At 34.8% G+C, this 17,465-nt stretch carries 17 protein-coding genes; 6 read left to right on the top strand and 11 right to left on the bottom strand.

The window, feature by feature from the left end; all coding sequences use genetic code 11:
- The first annotated feature begins 180 nt into the window (after positions 1-180).
- From MODO_RS12305 to gldA, 3 genes are read left to right on the top strand one after another with little or no spacing between them, the layout of a single operon-like run.
- Positions 181-1,023, top strand: coding sequence for a sulfite exporter TauE/SafE family protein (locus MODO_RS12305; protein WP_006257234.1), 843 nt, complete (start codon positions 181-183; stop codon positions 1,021-1,023).
- A 4-nt stretch (positions 1,024-1,027) separates the two neighbouring features.
- Positions 1,028-1,417 carry a DUF1634 domain-containing protein gene (locus MODO_RS12300; protein ID WP_006257235.1) on the top strand — a complete coding sequence of 130 codons (390 nt, stop codon included), beginning with the start codon at positions 1,028-1,030 and terminating at the stop codon, positions 1,415-1,417.
- A gap of 36 nt (positions 1,418-1,453) precedes the next feature.
- On the top strand, positions 1,454-2,350 hold the full coding sequence (gldA, locus tag MODO_RS12295; protein WP_006257236.1) for a gliding motility-associated ABC transporter ATP-binding subunit GldA: 897 nt from the start codon (positions 1,454-1,456) through the stop codon (positions 2,348-2,350).
- A gap of 150 nt (positions 2,351-2,500) precedes the next feature.
- Here gldA and MODO_RS12290 read toward each other — a convergent pair whose 3' ends face one another.
- Positions 2,501-3,892 (bottom strand): RagB/SusD family nutrient uptake outer membrane protein, encoded by a 1,392-nt coding sequence (locus tag MODO_RS12290; protein WP_006257237.1) that lies wholly within the window; start codon positions 3,890-3,892, stop codon positions 2,501-2,503.
- A 12-nt stretch (positions 3,893-3,904) separates the two neighbouring features.
- Positions 3,905-7,021, bottom strand: coding sequence for a SusC/RagA family TonB-linked outer membrane protein (locus MODO_RS12285; RefSeq protein ID WP_059051046.1), 3,117 nt, complete (start codon positions 7,019-7,021; stop codon positions 3,905-3,907).
- Positions 7,022-7,435: 414 nt separating this feature from the next.
- Here MODO_RS12285 and MODO_RS12280 point away from each other — a divergent pair, with 414 nt between their 5' ends.
- Entirely contained in the window at positions 7,436-7,897 is a 462-nt protein-coding gene (locus MODO_RS12280; protein WP_006260563.1) for an Lrp/AsnC family transcriptional regulator, read from the top strand.
- Positions 7,898-7,950: 53 nt separating this feature from the next.
- On the opposite strand, the gene MODO_RS12275 is transcribed toward MODO_RS12280, so the two are convergent.
- From MODO_RS12275 to MODO_RS12235, 9 genes are all read right to left on the bottom strand, one after another.
- Positions 7,951-8,565, bottom strand: coding sequence for a deoxynucleoside kinase (locus MODO_RS12275; RefSeq protein ID WP_006257240.1), 615 nt, complete (start codon positions 8,563-8,565; stop codon positions 7,951-7,953).
- The gene (locus MODO_RS12270; RefSeq protein ID WP_006257241.1) at positions 8,565-9,431 is read right to left on the bottom strand and encodes a hypothetical protein; all 867 of its coding nucleotides are present in this window, start codon (positions 9,429-9,431) and stop codon (positions 8,565-8,567) included. Before MODO_RS12270 ends, MODO_RS12275 begins: the two co-directional genes overlap by 1 nt.
- 12 nt (positions 9,432-9,443) lie before the next feature.
- Positions 9,444-9,929: a dihydrofolate reductase gene (locus tag MODO_RS12265; protein WP_006257242.1), complete on the bottom strand. Its 486-nt coding sequence runs from the start codon at positions 9,927-9,929 to the stop codon at positions 9,444-9,446.
- Positions 9,930-9,933: 4 nt separating this feature from the next.
- Complete coding sequence (locus MODO_RS12260) at positions 9,934-10,344, bottom strand: 2TM domain-containing protein (protein WP_006257243.1); 411 nt, start codon at positions 10,342-10,344, stop codon at positions 9,934-9,936.
- A 23-nt stretch (positions 10,345-10,367) separates the two neighbouring features.
- The gene (locus tag MODO_RS12255) at positions 10,368-11,192 is read right to left on the bottom strand and encodes a thymidylate synthase (RefSeq protein WP_006257244.1); all 825 of its coding nucleotides are present in this window, start codon (positions 11,190-11,192) and stop codon (positions 10,368-10,370) included.
- 24 nt (positions 11,193-11,216) lie between these two features.
- Positions 11,217-11,849 carry a bifunctional nuclease family protein gene (locus MODO_RS12250; protein ID WP_006257245.1) on the bottom strand — a complete coding sequence of 211 codons (633 nt, stop codon included), beginning with the start codon at positions 11,847-11,849 and terminating at the stop codon, positions 11,217-11,219.
- Positions 11,850-11,940: 91 nt separating this feature from the next.
- The gene (locus tag MODO_RS12245; protein WP_006257246.1) at positions 11,941-12,909 is read right to left on the bottom strand and encodes an electron transfer flavoprotein subunit alpha/FixB family protein; all 969 of its coding nucleotides are present in this window, start codon (positions 12,907-12,909) and stop codon (positions 11,941-11,943) included.
- 36 nt (positions 12,910-12,945) lie between these two features.
- Entirely contained in the window at positions 12,946-13,692 is a 747-nt protein-coding gene (locus MODO_RS12240; RefSeq protein ID WP_006257247.1) for an electron transfer flavoprotein subunit beta/FixA family protein, read from the bottom strand.
- A 909-nt stretch (positions 13,693-14,601) separates the two neighbouring features.
- Complete coding sequence (locus MODO_RS12235) at positions 14,602-15,438, bottom strand: AraC family transcriptional regulator (protein WP_006257248.1); 837 nt, start codon at positions 15,436-15,438, stop codon at positions 14,602-14,604.
- A 162-nt stretch (positions 15,439-15,600) separates the two neighbouring features.
- On the opposite strand from MODO_RS12235, the gene MODO_RS12230 reads away from it, so the two are divergent.
- Positions 15,601-16,146: a GNAT family N-acetyltransferase gene (locus MODO_RS12230; RefSeq protein ID WP_006257249.1), complete on the top strand. Its 546-nt coding sequence runs from the start codon at positions 15,601-15,603 to the stop codon at positions 16,144-16,146.
- Positions 16,147-16,452: 306 nt separating this feature from the next.
- Positions 16,453-17,430 carry a pyruvate dehydrogenase complex E1 component subunit beta gene (locus MODO_RS12225; RefSeq protein ID WP_006257250.1) on the top strand — a complete coding sequence of 326 codons (978 nt, stop codon included), beginning with the start codon at positions 16,453-16,455 and terminating at the stop codon, positions 17,428-17,430.
- Positions 17,431-17,465: the final 35 nt, after the last annotated feature.

Raw genomic sequence — 17,465 nt, 5'->3', positions numbered from 1 at the left:
GGTTAATTATTAATTTGTATTTACATATAATGACGTTTTTACAACTTTGGTTTTGTACTTACCAAAACTGTCAAAAAAAGACTCTAATATATTATTTTAAATTATAAAGTTGGCCTTTTATTCGATATTTATTTGATAAATAATTACTTTTAACCACTTAAGAACAAAATAATATAAAAAATGACCTTATTAACTTTCACGCTGATCATGTTCTTAGGAGCATTTGCAGCAGGCTTCATAGGCTCTTTATCAGGACTAGGAGGCGGTATAATAATCATTCCTTTGTTATCTGTATTCTTAGGTGTTGATATGCATTATGCTATTGGAACTGCCTTAGTTGCTGTAATAGCGACTTCTTCAGGATCAGCTTCAGCCTATGTCAAAGAAGGAATTACCAATATGAGATTAGGAATGTTTCTAGAAATAGCAACTACTGCAGGTGCAGTTATAGGAGCTATCATCTCTACCAATGCAAATACTTCTGTTCTGGCAGTTATTTTTGGATTAACTCTTACTTTTTCCTCTATCAATTCTCTTCGAAAAAAAGAAGACCATTTAGTCACTCCAGAGAACTCTAGCAAACTTGCCCATAACTTAAAACTAGTAAGTTCATACCCTACCCCTAGTGGTACGACTGTAAAATATGGTATGAAGAATATTATTGGAGGGTTTAGCATGATGGGGATTGCAGGAATGATGTCTGGACTATTAGGAATTGGCTCAGGTGCCTTTAAAGTAATTGCTATGGACTCTATTATGAAGATTCCCTTTAAAGTATCTACTACGACAAGTAACTTTATGATGGGAGTAACAGCTATTGCTAGCTCTGTTATCTATATTCAAAAAGGATATATAGAACCCTCTATCTGCATGCCTGTAATAATAGGTGTATTAGTTGGGGCAATGGTAGGAGCCAAAGTACTTCTAAAAGCCAACCCTAAAAAACTAAAAGTATTCTTTGCTTTTCTAATCTTAGCTTTAGCGATTAATATGATTTATAACGGAGTAACAGGTAATATATAAGATTATGGGAACAACTAAATTTTCAGACACAGACTTACAATCTATAATTGGTAATGTACTGCGATATGGAGTATGGACTGCCCTATCTGTTGCTGGTATAGGAGGCATTATTCTTTTTTCTAATAAAGGAAGTGAACAAGTAAACTTCACTAATTTTATAGAAAAAGATGATAATATAATCAACGTGATAAACAATATTTTTTCAGGAGTAGCCCAGGTAGATGGAGAGTCTATTATCTTCTTGGGGATATTACTTTTATTTTTAACACCTGTGCTTAGAATATTTCTATCACTTTTATCGTTTTTCTTAGAGAAAGATTGGCTATATGTATTTATCACATTGATTGTAATAGGTATTATTGTATTCAGTGTTTCTTTCGGATTTTCACATTAAATATATACTTTTGTTACTATCATATAAATCAAAATAATGTCACTACAGGTTAAAAATATAAGCAAGTTTTATGGCGAACAGAAAGCCTTAGACAGTATTAGTTTCTCTATCCCAAAGGGTCAAATAGCTGGCTTTTTAGGCCCTAATGGGGCAGGTAAGTCTACACTAATGAAGATTCTAACGACATACATTCACAGTGATGAAGGTCAAGCTTATGTCAATGACTTTAACGTAGAGACAGAACAGCGAAATGTACAGCATTCTATAGGTTATTTACCAGAGCACAATCCGCTGTACTTAGAGATGTATGTGCGAGAGTATTTACAGTTCAACGCTGATATTTATAAAGTAGCTAAAAGTAGAATTGACGAAGTAATTAACCTAACAGGTCTAAGTCCTGAAGCGCATAAGCGAATAGGTGAATTATCGAAAGGATATAGACAGCGTGTAGGATTAGCCACTGCTCTTCTTCACGATCCAGAGGTACTTATCTTAGATGAACCTACCACAGGATTAGATCCTAATCAATTAGTAGAGATTAGAGAGTTAATTAAAAACATTGGTAAGGATAAAACGGTATTTCTCTCTACACATATTATGCAAGAAGTAGAAGCTATTTGTGACCGTGTGATTATTATCAAAAAAGGACAAATAGTAGCAGATCAAATGCTTTCATCTATGTTAGAGAATCAAAATGAACAGATAATAGCTGTTGAATTTGACTTTAAAATAGAGGTTCAGTTTATAGATAGAATCCCTAACCTTATCCGTGCAAATCATATTCATGACACACAGTGGGAATTAGTGTTCCCTATAGATAATGATTATAGACCTACTGTATATGACTTCGCTCAAGAGAATGGACTTAAAACACTATCCATGCAAGTAAAAAACAAAAATCTAGAAAGTCTCTTTAGAGAGATTACACAATAAGCAAAAACACCTCTTAGTAGAGGTGTTTTTTTTATACCTCAACCCACACAAAAAAAGAGGTTGTCACGAATGACAACCTCTTACGCTAACTAAAAACAACAACCAAATACCATTCTAAAATGGATACTTTTTTTAAAAATAAATATTCAATTAATTACGAGCATCTAACTCTTCTTGAGGAATGACTAACTGGAAGCGTTTATCCTGTGCAGAAAGAGATACTACAGTTCTGTGATTACCTGTACGAGTGATTCCTCTTAATAATCGCTTAGCATCGAACCACTCTACTCCGCATTCTCCATATAATTCTTTTCTTCTCTCTAATAAGATTACATCTAGTAACGCTGTACCAGTAGCACTTGTAGCTTTAGCTTTTGCATCTCTATTTAGACGAATAGCATCTAATATCTCTTTTGACTTTCTTTCATTGCCTAAATGATATTCTGCTTCAGCTTCTATTAATACCAATTCAGGATATCTGATAACTGGTAAATCAGCTTCGAATGTGAATTTAAACTTAGAAGTCACATACTCTTGCCAATCTCCTTTAGGCTTTTCGTAAAAATTACTAAACAAGTTTCGCACATCTGTTGGGCTAAAATATTTCACAAACTCATCATTGATAAACGTACCGTGATAAGCTACCGCTATATGATCCATCATAGCGTGTGGATGTGATTTATAATACACAGACTGATCAGCACTCTGAGGCAATGCCCATAACCACTCTGTCGCACTCATCGTATCAAAGCCTTTGTTGTAATCTTCTGCATTCAATACTTTTAGTATATTTCCTCCATAAGCTTCATTCGCATTCTTCTTAGCTAGATCCCATTTACCCATATATTGATATACTTGAGCTAAAAATGCTTGAGCTACTGATTTATTGATATACGATTTATTTATTCTACCTCCTCCTAGTCTAGACGAAGCTTCTTCTAAGTCAGTTACTATTCTAGTAAAGAACTCTTCCTTAGTAGAAAATGGATTAGGTATAGTAGTCGGCTCTGTATATATCGGCGGAAATGTTACGTTTTGATTAGATAAATAAGCATCTCCAAACTCTATTGCCAATTGAAAGTAATAATATCCTCTAAGAGCTAGAGCCTGACCTATTAACTCATCTTTATCTTCTTTACTAATCTTTGTACTCTCTTCTACTCCTTGAATAAAGTTATTTACTTGATCTATGATTCTATAAGGCAATCGCCATGAGAACTTAGATCTAGTCCCTGTACTTAAATACACCTGGTAGTCATAATCTGAGCCAAACCAAATCTGTTTTTGTATCAAATCTGCTCCTTTTACACTTCGAGCAAATAAAATACTATGTAATCCAGACGCTTCATCATTAATCAAAGTGCTTCTCTGTAATCTCAAAATTCCCGATAAGAATGAGGTCGCCCCCTCTTTACTCCCAAATACTACTTCTGGAGATATACTATCTTTTGGTTTTGGATCATCTAAGAAATCTGATGAACATCCTGTAACTGTGCTAATAAACAATACAGCTACGATACTTTTTATTATTGATTTTATCACGTATTTACTCTTTTAGAAATTAATATTTAATCCAACAGATAGGGTTGCAGATAGAGGCACACGATAGTTAGTCACCCCGTTAATTGCTTGCTCTGGATCGATACCTTTATGTGACTGGAAAGTCAATAAATTCTCTCCTTGCACATATACCCTTGCTTGTTTTAATTTAAACTTACCTAAACTTTCGATAGGTAAAGTATACCCAAGTGTTAATGCTTTTAATCTTAAATAATCATTCTTATACAGGAATCTAGTAGATGTTGCAGCAAAGTTATTTGTAGAGTTAATAAGTACTGGGATATCCGTAATATCACCCGGCTTTTGCCAACGATTAACTATATCAGGTGAACTTTGATATCCTATAGACATACCATTCATTAATCCCGAATAATCATTATCATAAATATAACCACCTAAACTAAAATTAAAGAATGCACTAAAATCAAAGTTTTTATAAGATAAAGCCGTATTAAATCCTCCTACTAGTTTTGGAAGAGCAGATTTATTATAGTAACGCGTTGCCTCGTTATAGTCCTTTGTAGTTTCTCTTCCTATCACTTGACCATCTGTATCTACTACATCCTTATACCACATTCCATATCCATCATTAGGATCTACACCAGCCCAATCTCTTAAATAGAAATCATAAAGAGAGCGACCTTCTGCCCATCTATTTAACCCACTGATAAAACTGTCTTGCGTCAGTGATTTAATCTTATTTCTATCAATAGAGAAATTAAGTGAAGTATCCCATTTCCAATCGCCAGAACGTATATTATGAGAAGTCAAGCTTACCTCTAGTCCATAGTTTTCTATTGTTCCAGCATTAGATAATATCTCTAAGTTACCAGTAGAAGGAGCTTGTGGAATAGCAAATAATAAATCTATAGAACGCTTTTTATAATAATCAACCGATCCTTCTATTCTATTGTTAAACAAACTAAAATCGATACCAGCATTGAATGAAGCTGTTTTCTCCCATGTCAAATATGGATCAGCTAAATCACCTAATACAACCCCAGGATTATCTAACTGATTATAACCTGTATCAAATAACCTTAAGTAAGGAAAATACTTCCCTGTGATATTATTATTTCCTAGCTCACCATAAGAAACTCTTAATTTTAATAAGTCAATAGTATTATTGTCTACTAAGAAATCTTCTGATGACACTATCCAAGATCCTCCTACTGAGTAGAAGTTTCCTTTTCGAACAGATTTATCAAAACGAGTACTTGCATCACGTCTAAACGATCCTTCTATAAAATACTTATTTGCATAGTCATAACTTACCCTACCTAAATAACTAGTCAATCTATCCTCTACATCGTATCCATTAATACCCTCTAATGAGGTACCACTCCCTATCTCTGTATTACCAGGTAAGAATCCTGTAGTAGAAGCATTAAAGAAATCTTTCTTAAACTTATAAGCCTCGTAGATACCATCTACTGCGATATGGTGTTCTCCTAATATCTTATCGTAGTGTAAGGCATTAATAAAGTTCAATGTCTCTGACGTATCCTTGAATCTAAGTACACGACCATTCACACTAGATGCCTGACCATACTGAGAGTTGTTGTACTCTTTATTGTCATAGTCATACTTTTCATAAGACAGATTAGTTCTGAAATATAACCCCTCAGCCAAATCTAACTTAGCAAAACCATTCCAACTCGTCGTAGATCGTCTAATTACAGTACTATTGTTTTGTAATATCCCTGCTGCATTCTCACCACTCATGATAGGGCGAACACTATTAATATCTTTACTAGAAGCATTACCATAATCATAGATCAGACTTCCTTGAGCATCATATACTACTTGTCCATTTAAGTCTCTTTTATATACAGGATATACACTAGGCATAGCATAGATCCATCCCATTGGGCTATAAAGGTTAGTACCACTCTGTACAGGGAAGTTTTGATTAGAAGCAGAGTACGCAGTATTAGCTCCTAATTGTAACCAGTCTGTCACTTGACTTTCTATATTAAGACGAACAGTCGTACGTTCAAAGTTAGAAGTCTTGATCATTCCATCTTGGTTTAAGTAGTTACCTGAAAGGAAATAAGTCGTACGATCACCTCCACCTGCTACATTAAAATTGTATTCATTTCTAAACGCTTGGTTTCTCTGCAATTCTTTTTTCCAGTCTGTCTCCCATAACAACGGATTCTTAACTGTCCAATTACCATTATAATCCACAGGTTGATCTGTTCCAAATGGATTATAACCAAAATAACTTACTAACCCATCTGAAGCCGTTCTACGTGCTGTCTCTTCATCTTGGCCTAGCACATACTGATAGTTATTCTTTCTGGCTTCCCACAGATACTGTGTATACCCACGAGTATCTAATACCTTGTGTGTTTTCACAGCATCGAATGCTACTCCAGAACTCAACTTGATATTCACGTCTGGTTGGCTATTTAGCTTACCCATTTTTGTTTTAATCAGGATTACACCATTAGCTCCACGAGAACCGTATAAGGCTGTAGAGGACGCATCTTTCAGCACGTTGATACTTTCTATCTGATCTGCACTTATCGAGCTAATATAGCCTGAATACGGAGCTCCATCTAATATAATTAATGGATCTGCTGATGCATTGATAGAACCGATACCACGAATGCGTATTGTAGGGCTCTCTCCAGGTTGAGAGTTAGAGTTTATGATATTCACTCCAGCTACTGTTCCTTGTAGTGCAGACACTACAGAAGTAGACACTTGCTTATCTAGAGCATCGCTCTTAATCTGACTAATCGCACCTACTACAGCTTTTTGTTTTTGAGCACCATAAGCCACGATTACGATATCGTCTAAGCCTATTACATCCTCTGCTAAGCTAATATTCACTACACGCTGCTTAGTCACGGTGATAGACTGAGGTTTAAAACCTACATATTCGAACTGAAGCACATCACCTTCATTTACATCGATAGCATACTTACCATCTAAGTCTGTTTGTACTCCTTTAGTTGAATTCTTTACGATAACTGAGACTCCAGGTAGAGAGACCCCCCCCTGTTCACTTACCACACCTGTCACAGTTACTTGTTGTGCTAAAGCCACATTACACAGCAGTAGCAAGCTACTTATTAGTAGCCGAAGTTTAATACTTTTCATTTATACTAAAAATTTTATTATTTTTAGCAGCACACACATTACCTATCGTTTTTTTGCTGCTTAAAAAAACGATACAAAAAAAGGAGGCTCTACCAAAGCCTCCTTTTCTGTTATTAAAACAAAAAATCAATAAAGCTTTTCTTCACATAAGGGTACACACATCTTCTCCATACACATAGAGAAGTTTTTAGCAAGAACAGGTGTACTGCATGATTTCGAAATAGGTTTTACTATTTTTTGTATAATCTTCATTTACTTATTTTTTATCTGATATAACAGTGCAAAGATATACACATAAATATTTTTTCTACAACACAACCATAATTAAGGAAAAAACATCTATAATCAATATCTTTCAAAGAAAAAACCATTACTTTTACATATCCTAAACTTCACTAAACAGAAAAATTAACTATGCAACACATAGACGAAATTGATAAAAGACTACTTATCGAACTTCAATTAGACGGAAAACAATCGACAAAACAACTAGCAGAGAAAGTGAACTTATCACTTACACCAGTACACGAACGAATAAAGAAGCTTGAAGCAACAGGTATTATTCAAGGGTACACTGCCCAACTTAACCCCGATTTATTAGGAAAAAAACTAATCGTATACTGTCAAGTCATACTGATCAGACATCAAGAAAGTCTATTCGAAGAATTTGAGAAATATGTAAAGGGCTTAGACGAAGTATTAGAAGCTTCTTATATAGCAGGGGACTATGACTTCTTTTTAAAGTTATTAGTTGACGACGTACAAGCCTATCAACAATTCGTAGTACACAAAATCTCTAAACTAGAGATTATATCTAATATCAAAAGTTCTTTTGTAATTCAGACGATCAAAAAGACTTCTAATATACCTTTATAAAAAAAGCCCTGAAATCAAATGATATCAGGGCTTTCCTTTATTCTATATTAACTCTAAAATAGACCGTTTATTTCAGCATCTATTTTATTAATTACGTTTCCTAAATCTTCTGGGTTTTCTACGAAATCCAAATTATCTACATCGATAATTAGTAACTTCCCTTTGTCATACCCTTTAATCCACTCTTCATATCGTTCATTTAATTTGTTTAAATACTCGATAGAAATAGAGTTTTCATAATCTCTTCCTCTCTTTTGGATTTGCCCTACTAGATTAGGTACAGAGCTTCTTAAATAGATTAATAAATCTGGAGCCCCTACCAACTCTTGCATCAATTCGAATAAAGAAGAGTAGTTCTGAAAATCACGATTAGACATTAAGCCCATTGCGTGTAAGTTCGGCGCGAAGATATGTGCATCTTCATATATTGTACGATCCTGGATAATCGTCTTACCACTTTGTCTAATTTGTAAAACTTGACGAAAACGGCTATTTAAAAAATACACTTGTAAGTTAAAAGACCATCTGTCCATCTGGTGGTAGAAGTCATCTAGATAAGGATTATCTACTACATCCTCATAATGAGGTTCCCACCCATAGTGTTTGGCTAATAAATTTGTAAGCGTAGTCTTTCCTGCGCCTATATTTCCAGCAATAGCTATATGCATTACGGTAATTTTATAAAGTAATTATTTAATTTCTGTCCGTCAAAAATACTCAATTTTTGATTGCCATAAAAGAAGCCTGAAATGCTTTTTTCTTTTGTATCTAGAACAGAAGTCTTATTCGCTTTTAAATCAACAAAGTATAATTTATCTTTATAAGAATAAAGTAATTTATCTACCTCTAATATTTGCATTAAATCGTATTCCGATTCTAGATTATACGTAACAATCTCTTTACCGACTAGGTCATTTCCATGTAATACGTTCTCTTCATCTACCCAAAAGAACAGATGAGGCAGTGTCAAATATTGTTTAATCTTAACTCCCTCTGGAAAAGTAAATACACGGTGTAGCTCATAAGTAACGCTGTTATATAAATTCACTGATCTGTTGCGCTCATTCACTAACCAATAATTACGCTTCGTACTCACCCCTGCAAAACTAGTCTCCATAGTCGGAAACTTAACTCCTAGTTCGATGACATTGCGTTCTGCTAACTCTCTATTGACTAATACAAAAGCCTTCTTTTCTTTATAGAAAAGCATTAGCTCTAGAGGATTAGTAATATCGATTAAGGTAAGAGAGTCAAAATTCTTACTCTTATAAGAAGTACCACTATATTTTGTGTTTTTTCTAAAAACATCTCCTTCTTTTAGATAAGTACTTTCATAGATATCTTTACCTAAGAACTGCTGATCCTTACCTACATTTTCATTATTCTGAAACTTTAGTCGTAAGGTATCCTTAATGACGATTGGCTCATCCTTCACTACAGTTTCTTTTTTTTGATCTATTGTTTTAGAAGGTTCTTGAGCATATCCCAAAAATCCAACTAGAGCAACAATTAAACAAGAAAATATCTTTTTCATAACTTACTTTTTTTAGCTTTTCATATATGTCAAAAAGGTAAACGGATACTGATGTCTTGCATCTTTATCATGAAACTCCTCTCTGACTAACTTCCACTCTTTAGGATCTATAACAGGAAAGAAAGCATCTGCCTCTAATACTGTATGTACACGAGTTAATTCTATCTTATCTGCAAAAGGAAGTGCTAGATTATAGATTTCCCCTCCACCTATAATAAAACTTTCTTCTTGCTCTGTTACTAAATCTAAAGCCTTTTCTAAACTATTCACTACGATACATGCCGCAGGAGCATCATAGTCCTCCTGACGGGTAATGATGATATGCGTACGGTTAGGCAAAGGTTTTGGAAATGACTCAAAAGTCTTTCTTCCCATTATAATAAAATGGTGAGACGTTAAGTCCTTAAAGTGTTTAAAGTCATCTGGCAAATGCCATAACAAATCATTGTCTTTACCTAAAGCATTATTCTCTGCAGCTGCAGCGATCAGTGTCAGCATATATTTATTTTTTATCTAATTCTGGTGAGCTAGTAGGAGTTGGTTGTTGGATTTGCTCTAAATCTCTCTGTGTATCTACTAATGGAAAATCCTTCTCTACTTTTGCTCTTAATTCTTTGATTCGTTGTTCTTGTAGCTCTACTAAACGTCTTACTTGCTTATCCTCCCATCGCTTACCCATAAAACGATCTACGATTAATACATTCACAGCGTGTAAGAATACTAACAATGCCCATATCCCGATAGCATACGGCCACCAAATCGTAACTGTAGTCTGATCCTGAACTAAGCCGTTAAAACAAAACATGGCAATACTTCCTAAAACAAATACTACAAAGTGAAAGAATAACATCTTTCTTTGTTTTAATCGTTTGCGTGCATATTCATACATTTCGTAAGATTCATCTCTTTTCATAAGCTATATTTTTATTATTCTGTTTATACAGACACCTGTCCTTTTATAGCAGGATGAGGATCATACCCCTCAAGTGTAAAATCTTCGTATTTAAAACTAAATATATCTTTCACCTCTTTGTTTATCACCATACGAGGCAACGGTTTTGGTTCTCTACTTAACTGTAACGTTACCTGTTCGATATGGTTATTATAGATATGTACATCTCCGAATGTATGGATAAAATCACCTACTTCTAGATCACATACCTGAGCGACCATCATCGTTAATAAAGCATAAGAAGCAATATTAAAAGGCACCCCTAAGAATACATCTGCACTGCGCTGATATAACTGACATGACAGTTTACCATCTGCTACATAGAACTGAAAGAATGAATGACATGGAGGTAATGCCGCCTTACCATTAGCTACATTCTCTGCAAAAGAAACAGAAGTATCAGGCATCACACTAGGATTCCATGCAGACACCATTATACGTCTACTATTAGGGTTGTTCTTCAGTGTATCTATCACCTCTTTTATCTGGTCTATCCCTTCTCCATTCCAGTTTCTCCATTGATATCCATACACAGGTCCTAGATCACCGTTCTCATCAGCCCACTCATCCCATATACGCACTCCATTCTCACTAAGATACTTAATATTCGTATCTCCGTTTAAGAACCACAACAACTCATATACGATAGACTTTAAATGTACTTTCTTAGTTGTAACCAAAGGAAATCCTTCTGATAAATCAAATCGCATCTGATGACCGAATATACTCTTAGTTCCTGTCCCTGTACGATCTCCTTTTTGTGTTCCGTTATCTAGTACTTGCTGTACTAAGTCTAAGTATTGTTTCATTGTTGTGTTGTCTATATAGGTTTATTATCTTTTATTTAATTCATCTCTTAGCAAGGCTGCTCTTTCGTAATCTTCATTTACAAGAGCATCATCTAGCATTTTTTCTAAATCAGATTTAGTATAACTAGAATAATCATTAGCCTTCGCCTCCTCTTCTAAAAACTGCTCTACTTGAGAAGCAATATCTTCTCCAGAATAAGGAACCTTTTGTTCTTCTACCTCCTCTTCTTCTTGTTCTTCCTCAGCATTAAGAATAATACCAGCTCTATCTAAGATATCTTTATAAGTATAAATAGGAGCATAAAAGCGTATCGCTAATGCTATCGCATCTGAAGTACGTGCATCTATCGTCTCCTCTATACCATCTCTTACACAAACTAAGCTAGAATAAAAAACTCCATCTAATAGTCTGTTAATAATAACTTCTTTGACTATGATACTGTATCGATCTGCTAAGGTCTTAAACAGATCATGAGTCAGAGGTCTAGGTGGTTTAATATCATCCTCTATCGCTATCGCAATAGACTGAGCCTCAAAGGCTCCTATTACGATAGGTAATTTTCTACTTCCTACCTCTTCTTCTAGTATAAGTGCATATGCACCATTCTGTGTATGACTATAAGAGATCCCACTTACCGTTAATTTTATTAAACTCATAATTATTTTTTATACAAAAAAAGCAACTAAAACAAAGATATAAATATTCTTCGTCTTAGTTGCCTTATATATTTAAAAGCTTATAAAATGCTTATGCATTCTTAGCCTTAAACTCTTTTAATTTCTCTACTAATTGAGGTACTACTTGGAATGCATCTCCTACGATACCATAGTCAGCTACTTTAAAGAATGGTGCTTCCGCATCTGTATTAATAGCTACTTTTACTTTAGAAGAGTTCACCCCTGCGATATGTTGGATAGCTCCAGAGATACCTACAGCGATATATAAGTTCGCAGCTACAGGCTTACCTGTTTGTCCTACGTGCTCTTCATGCGATCTCCACCCTAAGTCAGATACAGGCTTAGAACAAGCTAATGCTCCACCTAATACTTCTGCTAAGTCTTCGATCATCTTCCAGTTCTCTGGTCCTTTTAATCCACGTCCTCCTGATACTACTACATCAGCATCAGCGATAGTTACTTTTCCAGATACTTTTTCTACTCCTTCTACTTTTAGGCTGAAGTCAGCATCGTTTAACGATGGTGCAAAATCCTCAGCTGCAGCAGCTCCAGAAGCCTCTACTAGTCCGTAAGAGTTCTTAGCTAATGCTAATACTTTTACATCTGTAGTTAATTCTGTATGTGTAAATGCTTTAGTAGAGAAAGAGTTTCTCTTCACTACGAAAGGAGAAGTACTCTCTGGCAAAGCTACCACGTTAGAAGCATATCCAGCGTTTAGAGCTACTGCTACATAAGGAGCAGCGTATAAACTGTCTGTTGTAGAAGATAATACTACTACTTTAGCTCCTTCTTTAGCAGCTGCTTGTTTGATTACATCTGCATAAGCTTTAGCATTAAAGTTAGCTAACTTATCGTTAGATACTTTTAATACTTTATCTACACCGTATTTTCCTAATTCGCTTACGTCTGAAGCATTGATCGTTACAGCTGTCACAGTTGTTCCTAATGACTCTGCTACTTTTTTAGCATAAGAAGCTAACTCTAATGCTACTTTTTTAAATTTTCCTTCTGCTGATTCAGCATATATTAAAACTGACATAATTCTTCTTTTTTAAAGGTTTACAAATAAATGAAATTAGATAACTTTTGCCTCGTTGTGTAACAAGTTGATTAACTCATCTAAGTTATCAGGTGAAATCATTTTACAAGCTGATTTTGGAGCTGGTTTTTCGAATTTCACATCTTTAGTAGTTTCTTCTGCTCCTACTGGTTCTACTACAGCTAAAGCCTTTGTTCTAGCTGACATAATACCACGCATATTAGGAATGCGCAAGTCTTTTTCATCTACGATACCTTTTTGTCCTCCGATTACTAATGGCAATTTTCCAGAGATAGTCTCTTTACCACCGTCTATCTGACGAATCGCTTTCACAGAAGTACCTTCTACTTCTAACCCCTCACATGAGTTAACGAAATCGTATCCTAAGAATGCAGCTAGCATTCCTGGTACCATTCCACCATTATAATCTAAAGATTCCTTACCAGCTAATACTAAGTCAAAACCTCCATTTTTTACTACTTCTGCTAATTGTTTTGCTACGAACATTCCGTCAGTAGGATTAGCATTCACACGGATAGCCTCATCTGCTCCGATAGCTAATGCTTTACGCAACGTAGCTTCAGTATCAGGTCCACCTACATTCACTACAGTAACTGTAGCTCCTTGTTTCTCTTTGAACCAGATAGCTCTAGTTAAAGAATACTCGTCATTAGGATTGATTACAAACTGTACTCCATTTGTATCAAATGTTGTATCTCCATTCGTGAAGTTAATTTTTGAAGTAGTATCAGGCACATGACTGATGCAAACTAATATTTTCATTTTTATATCGTTTTTTGTGTTTCACATTTACTTACCGAACGAAAATAAGAATTTATTTTTGATATTTTACTATGCGTGCATATAAAATTATCAGTCTTATTTAAATAGATTCTAATTAACAAACTTTTACCTCTACCCTTTTATAATGCTCCACACCCCTTAATTATATTGAAATACAAACTTTTTCTTTCCTATTTATGGTAAGGGTACTCCTGTCCTTATCCTATTATTTCTCTTTTAATAACAACTTTTTTAATAAAAGAATTAACACGAATTTGGTTAAATAATCTTTTAATCCTCTCACTTATACTCTTAGTCCCCGAACAGAATTACGTTATCGTCACAGACAAATTCAGATTTTAATCTATGTCTTTAGTACTAATATCACCTTCCTTATAATAGCTATCTAAGCAAAACTCTTTTCTTTTTAAGTAATTTACTAGTTCTCTCTACTTCTTCAACACCGCTACAACACTTCTTCAAGACTTCTTCAACAAACAACGTCTTAACTAGAGCAATCATGGAGAAGTCTTGACGAACTGTTGAAGAAGATAGCACAAAGCCTTATATATACTGGCTTGAAAGCTATTCAATACCCAACTACAAAAAAAGGACAACACACAACAGCACCTTAAAAATCAACCACTTAACCCTTAAAAATCATAAAATAAAAATAAAAAAGCAGACCTACTTTTTTCTTAAAACAACGTTTAAAGAAGGATTAAAGCTCTATTTAGGCTAAAAAACAATGTAAAAAGACAGCTTCTAGCATCATTATTAGTCCCAAAAAAGGACAAGAACAAAAAAAGTGTAGAGAAATTCGAACAACTATATATAGTACATAGCTAGGATAGCTACTGATTATTTAATCACAGATACTAATATTTCACCAACAAAAAAATAGTAAAGCTATCTTCTAAACTGCAGAGGATTTACCCCTGTCTCGCGCTTAAAGAAACGCCCCATATAAGAAGGGTCTTGAAAGTTTAACTGCTCAGCTATTTGGCTAATGTTTAAATCCGTATTGCGAAGGTAATCTTTAATCTCTAATACCACTTGACGATTAATAAGCTCTTTAGGGCTATAGTTCAAGAACTGCTGAGTGATCTGTGATAAATAATAAGGTGTAATACATAAAGTATCTGCATAGAACGCGACATCTCTATGCTGCTTAGCATGATGAGTGATCAGATCCCAGAACTTCCAGCATAGCTCCTCTTGTCTACTGTAGTGCTTCTCTATAATTAACTCATCATAGTTAACCTGTTCTGATAAATTTAAAAACAAAATCTGAAATTGGTTACACAGCATTCGCTTAGTGTGTATAGAAGTGTGCTCTATCATATAAAGAGATACAGAATGCCAGTGATTATAAATCCTAATATTCTCTTCACTAAAATATTGCACTGGGAAATAATGTAGGTAACTAAACAATTCGTTTGGTAATACATAAGCAATCTCACTAGCGAAATCGCGCTGAATCAAAAAACAATGCATCCTATAGTCCTCTGACATCTCTCTGAAGGTGACTATATTATCTTCTCCTACGATAATAAAGTTACCCTTACTCAGTATATACTCTTTAAAATCAACACTGATGAGTGCCCTTCCAGCTTCTACAAAAAAGAACGATAAATAAGGGGTAGCTACAGGATAATCAAACTGATTCTCTTTCGTACAAATGCCATAATCCACCCCAAAACTAAGAGTGATACGCTCCTTTAAATCTATCAAAACACTTTTCATAAATACAGAATAAAATCAAAGCACCATACAAATAAACAAAAATAATTTCTAAAATTACATTTTTATCTAAAATAATCATACAGCCAGATTCTAAGCACACCCCTACTTTTGCATCAGAATAATAACAAGTACTTTCAACAAGAGTACAAAAATGAAAAGAAGATGAGACTAGAAACAGAAAGATTGATTTTGCGCCCTTGGGAAGAGTCAGATGCAGAGAGTTTATACTTATACGCAAAAGACGAACAAGTAGGTCCAGCAGCAGGTTGGCCAGCCCATAAAAGTGTAGAAGAAAGTAAAGCAGTAATCAACAACGAATTTGCACACCCAGAGATATACGCCGTAGCTCTAAAAGACACTAATGAAGCGATAGGATGTATTGGTTTATTAATCGGAAAAAACAGCAACTTTGACATTTCTGAAAACGAAGCAGAAGTAGCCTACTGGATAGGTGTACCACACTGGGGCAAAGGCTATATCCCAGAGGCACTTGAGCGATTAATCAAACACGCATTCGTAGACCTTAAGATGGTAGACCTCTGGTGTGGATTCTACGAAGAAAACACAAAATCACTACGTGCACAATCTAAGTGTGGATTTACATTCGCTTATAAATCAAAAAACAGATACGACAAATACTTTAAAGACGACCGTATCGAAGTAATCACCAGACTTAAATATGAAGATTGGTTACAATCACAGCAATAACACTTCACCCTTCTATCTCTATAGGAGGGTTTCTTTTGATTGGGCACATAGAGATGGCGTAACACCATGAGTTAAGAAATCTCAACGATACAACGATAAACTATAAAAGCTAAAATACTACAACACCTTCAACTAAAGGCGTATAATATTAAAGAATTGTAAATCAGAAATAAAGTAGGTTATAAAAAATATAATAAAAGAGGACGCATAAGATTAAAACCTATAAAACAATAAAACAGATACTCAAGATAAAGATATTTTTTCCTATTTTTGCTTTCGTAAATTAATTACACAAAATAGAAAATTATGAGAACGATTCAATTTAGAGAGGCCGTGTGTGAAGCGATGAGCGAAGAAATGCGTCGCGACGAATCAATATATTTAATAGGTGAAGAAGTAGCTGAATATAACGGTGCTTATAAAGCTTCTAAAGGTATGTTGGACGAATTCGGTCCAAAACGTGTTATCGATGCTCCGATTGCAGAGTTAGGATTTGCTGGTATTGCAGTTGGATCTGCAATGAATGGTAACCGTCCTATCGTTGAGTTTATGACTTTCAACTTCTCTTTAGTAGGAATCGACCAAATTATAAACAATGCTGCTAAGATGCGTCAGATGTCTGGTGGTCAATTTAATATTCCTATCGTATTCCGTGGACCTACTGCATCTGCAGGACAATTAGGTGCAACTCACTCACAAGCTTTTGAAAACTGGTATGCTAATGTACCTGGATTAAAAGTAGTAGTACCATCTAACGTATATGACTGTAAAGGATTATTAAAAGCGGCTATCCGTGATAATGACCCTGTTATCTTCATGGAATCTGAGCAAATGTATGGTGATAAAGGTGAAGTGCCAGAAGGAGAATACACTATCCCATTAGGAGTAGCTGATATTAAGAGAGAAGGTACTGATGTAACTATCGTTTCTTTTGGTAAAATCATCAAAGAAGCTTATAAAGCTGCTGATGAACTAGCTCAAGAAGGTATCTCTTGTGAAATTATTGACTTGCGTACTGTACGTCCATTAGATCAAGAGGCTATTCTTAAATCTGTAAAGAAAACAAATCGTCTAGTAATTCTAGAGGAGGCTTGGCCATTTGGAAGTATTTCTTCTGAAATTACTTATATGGTACAAGAGCAAGCATTCGATCATTTAGACGCTCCTATCCAAAGAATCACGACTGCTGATACACCAGCACCATATTCTCCAGTATTACTACAAGAGTGGCTACCTAACGCTAACGATGTAGTGAAAGCTGTAAAAAAAGTACTTTACAAGTAAAAAAAATAACGTATATTTGATAGACTCCATCTTAT

It is taken from the genome of Myroides odoratimimus, from assembly GCF_001485415.1.
In the GTDB taxonomy this organism is placed as follows: domain Bacteria; phylum Bacteroidota; class Bacteroidia; order Flavobacteriales; family Flavobacteriaceae; genus Flavobacterium; species Flavobacterium odoratimimum.
Note: the sequence above shows the minus strand (reverse complement) of the source record. Positions and strands in the feature narration are given on the sequence as shown.

What these genes read in the sequence shown, in the direction of transcription:
- MODO_RS12255 (WP_006257244.1), bottom strand. Translation starts at nt 11,192, where the DNA reads ATGAAACAATACTTAGACTTAGTACAGCAAGTACTAGATAACGGAACA.
- gldA (WP_006257236.1), top strand. Translation starts at nt 1,454, where the DNA reads ATGTCACTACAGGTTAAAAATATAAGCAAGTTTTATGGCGAACAGAAA.
- MODO_RS12260 (WP_006257243.1), bottom strand. Translation starts at nt 10,344, where the DNA reads ATGAAAAGAGATGAATCTTACGAAATGTATGAATATGCACGCAAACGA.
- MODO_RS12280 (WP_006260563.1), top strand. Translation starts at nt 7,436, where the DNA reads ATGCAACACATAGACGAAATTGATAAAAGACTACTTATCGAACTTCAA.
- MODO_RS12270 (WP_006257241.1), bottom strand. Translation starts at nt 9,431, where the DNA reads ATGAAAAAGATATTTTCTTGTTTAATTGTTGCTCTAGTTGGATTTTTG.
- MODO_RS12300 (WP_006257235.1), top strand. Translation starts at nt 1,028, where the DNA reads ATGGGAACAACTAAATTTTCAGACACAGACTTACAATCTATAATTGGT.
- MODO_RS12265 (WP_006257242.1), bottom strand. Translation starts at nt 9,929, where the DNA reads ATGCTGACACTGATCGCTGCAGCTGCAGAGAATAATGCTTTAGGTAAA.
- MODO_RS12305 (WP_006257234.1), top strand. Translation starts at nt 181, where the DNA reads ATGACCTTATTAACTTTCACGCTGATCATGTTCTTAGGAGCATTTGCA.
- MODO_RS12250 (WP_006257245.1), bottom strand. Translation starts at nt 11,849, where the DNA reads ATGAGTTTAATAAAATTAACGGTAAGTGGGATCTCTTATAGTCATACA.
- MODO_RS12275 (WP_006257240.1), bottom strand. Translation starts at nt 8,565, where the DNA reads ATGCATATAGCTATTGCTGGAAATATAGGCGCAGGAAAGACTACGCTT.
- MODO_RS12230 (WP_006257249.1), top strand. Translation starts at nt 15,601, where the DNA reads ATGAGACTAGAAACAGAAAGATTGATTTTGCGCCCTTGGGAAGAGTCA.
- MODO_RS12235 (WP_006257248.1), bottom strand. Translation starts at nt 15,438, where the DNA reads ATGAAAAGTGTTTTGATAGATTTAAAGGAGCGTATCACTCTTAGTTTT.
- MODO_RS12240 (WP_006257247.1), bottom strand. Translation starts at nt 13,692, where the DNA reads ATGAAAATATTAGTTTGCATCAGTCATGTGCCTGATACTACTTCAAAA.
- MODO_RS12245 (WP_006257246.1), bottom strand. Translation starts at nt 12,909, where the DNA reads ATGTCAGTTTTAATATATGCTGAATCAGCAGAAGGAAAATTTAAAAAA.
- MODO_RS12225 (WP_006257250.1), top strand. Translation starts at nt 16,453, where the DNA reads ATGAGAACGATTCAATTTAGAGAGGCCGTGTGTGAAGCGATGAGCGAA.
- MODO_RS12285 (WP_059051046.1), bottom strand. Translation starts at nt 7,021, where the DNA reads ATGAAAAGTATTAAACTTCGGCTACTAATAAGTAGCTTGCTACTGCTG.